The organism is Pseudomonas sp. RGM2987, from assembly GCF_022952855.1.
Classification (GTDB): Bacteria; Pseudomonadota; Gammaproteobacteria; order Pseudomonadales; family Pseudomonadaceae; genus Aquipseudomonas.
In genome coordinates this window covers 1-3,160 of sequence record NZ_JALJDX010000047.1, presented here as the reverse complement: position 1 = coordinate 3,160, position 3,160 = coordinate 1, and the positions used below count along the sequence as shown (strand labels likewise).

1 protein-coding gene is annotated in these 3,160 nt (G+C 61.8%); it reads right to left on the bottom strand.

From position 1 onward, the window contains the following. Nucleotides 1-131: 131 nt before the first annotated feature. Complete coding sequence (locus RGM2987_RS00295; RefSeq protein WP_245138122.1) at nt 132-2,978, bottom strand: valine--tRNA ligase; 2,847 nt, start codon at nt 2,976-2,978, stop codon at nt 132-134. Nucleotides 2,979-3,160 lie beyond the last annotated feature (182 nt).

Here is a 3,160-nt window from a genome sequence, read left to right as displayed (position 1 = left end):
CAACATGGATGTCGACTGATCCACCGCCTTCGCGAGCAAGCCCGCTCCCACAGGGATTTTCGGTGGCCGGAAAGTGCCAGGCAGAAAAAAGGAGGCCACCAGGGCCTCCTTCATTCAGCTACGGGCAGCCGTTACAGGCTGGAGATCCGCGCGTGCTGCTCGGCCAGCTTGCCCAGGGCCTGTTCGGCCTCGGCCAGTTTGGCGCGTTCCTTTTCGATGACGTCGGCCGGAGCCTTGTCGACGAAGCCGGCGTTAGACAGCTTGCCGCCGACCCGCTGCACTTCGCCTTTGAGGCGCAGGATTTCCTTGTCCAGGCGCGCCAGTTCGGCAGCCTTGTCGATCAGGCCGGCCATCGGCACCAGCACTTCCATCTCGCCAACCAGCGCGGTGGCCGACAGCGGCGCTTCTTCGCCAGCCGCCAGGACGGTCACCGACTCGAGTTTCGCCAGTTTCTTGAGCAGCGCCTCGTTTTCGTTGAGGCGGCGCAGGTCTTCGGCGCTGGCGTTCTTCAGGAACAGGGTCAGCGGTTTGCCCGGGCCGATGTTCATTTCGGCGCGGATGTTCCGCAGGCCCAGCATGAAGGTCTTGAGCCATTCGATGTCGTCTTCGGCCGCCGGATCGATGCGCGTTTCGTTGGCCACCGGCCAAGGTTGCAGCATGATCGTCTTGCCTTGGGCACCGGCCAGCGGCGCGACGCGCTGCCAGATTTCCTCGGTGATGAACGGCATGAACGGATGAGCCAGGCGCAAGGCCACTTCCAGCACCCGAACCAGGGTGCGACGGGTGCCGCGCTGGCGCTCGACCGGCGCGTTTTCGTCCCACAGCACCGGCTTGGACAGTTCCAGGTACCAGTCGCAGTATTGGTTCCAGATGAACTCGTACAAGGCTTGTGCGGCCAGGTCGAAACGGAACTGATCCAGCTGGCGGGTCACTTCGGCTTCGGTGCGTTGCAACTGGGAAATGATCCAGCGATCGGCCAGGGTCAACTCGAAGGCTTCGCCGTTCTGGCCGCAGTCTTCGCCTTTGTCCAGTACGTAGCGCGCCGCGTTCCAGATCTTGTTGCAGAAGTTGCGGTAGCCTTCGACGCGGCCCATGTCGAACTTGATGTCGCGACCGGTGGAGGCCAACGAGCAGAAGGTGAAACGCAGGGCGTCGGTGCCGTAGCTGGCGATGCCCTCGGCGAACTCTTCGCGGGTGGCTTTCTCGATCTTCTTCGCCAGTTTCGGCTGCATCAGCCCGGAAGTGCGCTTTTGCACCAGCGTTTCCAGGTCGATGCCGTCGATGATGTCCAATGGGTCCAGGACGTTGCCCTTGGACTTGGACATCTTCTGGCCCTGGCCGTCGCGCACCAGGCCATGGACATAGACCGTCTTGAACGGAACCTGCGGCGTGCCGTCTTCGTTCTTCACCAGGTGCATGGTCAGCATGATCATCCGGGCAACCCAGAAGAAAATGATGTCGAAGCCGGTGACCAGTACGTCGGTGGAGTGGAATTTCTTCAGGAATTCGGTTTGTTGCGGCCAGCCCAGGGTCGAGAAGGTCCATAGGCCCGAGCTGAACCAGGTGTCGAGGACGTCGTTGTCCTGTTGCAGCGCAATGTCCGGACCGAGGTTGTGCTTGGCGCGGACTTCGGCTTCATCGCGACCGACATAGACCTTGCCCGATTCGTCGTACCAGGCCGGAATGCGGTGGCCCCACCACAGCTGACGGCTGATGCACCAGTCCTGGATGTCGCGCATCCACGAGAAGTACATGTTTTCGTATTGCTTGGGCACGAACTGGATACGACCGTCTTCTACGGCGGCAATCGCCGGCTCGGCCAGGGGCTTGGTGGACACGTACCACTGGTCGGTCAGCCACGGCTCGATGATAGTGCCGGAGCGGTCGCCTTTCGGGACTTTCAGGCCGTGATCGTCGACGCTGACCAGCAGCCCGGCGGCGTCGAATGCCGCAACGATCTGCTTGCGCGCTTCGAAACGGTCGAGGCCGGCATATTCAGCCGGGATCTTGCCGTCGATGTTTTCGTTCAGGGTGCCGTCGAGGTTGAACACCTGGGCGGCCGGCAAGACATTGGCATTCTTGTCGAAAATGTTCAGCAGCGGCAGGTTGTGACGCTTGCCGACTTCGTAGTCGTTGAAATCGTGGGCCGGGGTGATCTTCACGCAGCCGGTGCCGAACTCGGGGTCGCAGTAGTCGTCACCGATGATCGGGATGCGACGGCCGACCAGGGGCAGCTCTACGAACTTGCCGATCAGGGCCTGGTAGCGCTCATCGTTCGGGTTCACCGCCACGGCCGAATCGCCCAGCATGGTTTCCGGACGGGTGGTGGCGACGATCAGGTAATCCTTGCCTTCGGCGGTCTTGGCGCCGTCGGCCAGCGGGTATTTCAGGTTCCAGAGGAAACCTTTCTCGTCATGGTTTTCCACTTCGAGGTCGGAAATGGCCGTGTGCAGCTTGGTGTCCCAGTTGACCAGGCGCTTGCCGCGATAGATCAGGCCGTCTTCATGCAGGCGCACGAAGGCTTCCTTCACCGCTTCCGAGAGGCCGTCGTCCATGGTGAAGCGCTCGCGGCTCCAGTCCACGGACGAGCCGAGGCGACGGATCTGACGGCTGATGTTGCCACCGGACTCGTCTTTCCATTCCCAGACTTTCTCGAGGAATTTCTCGCGACCCAGGTCGTGGCGGTTCTGGCCCTGGGCTTCGAGGCGACGCTCCACCAGCATCTGCGTGGCGATACCGGCGTGGTCGGTGCCCGGCTGCCACAGGGTGTTGCGACCCTGCATGCGGCGGAAACGGATCAGGGCGTCCATGATCGCGTTGTTGAAGCCGTGGCCCATGTGCAGGCTGCCGGTGACGTTCGGCGGCGGGATCATGATGGTGTAGGAATCGCCCGCGCCTTGCGGAGCGAAATAATTCTCGGACTCCCAGGTGTTGTACCAGGAAGTTTCAATGGCGTGCGGCTGGTAGGTCTTATCCATGCGCGGCGGGACCCTATTGGCATTTATTCAGGAAAAGCCGGGAAGTATAGCGGGCGGGGCAGATGCAAGCCACAGGCGGGAGGCGAGAAGCAGGCAGGAGAAGGCGGGCGCAGTGAAACCTTGTGGGAGCGGGCTTGCTCGCGAAGGCGGTGTGTCAGTTAATCCATATGCCACTGATACAC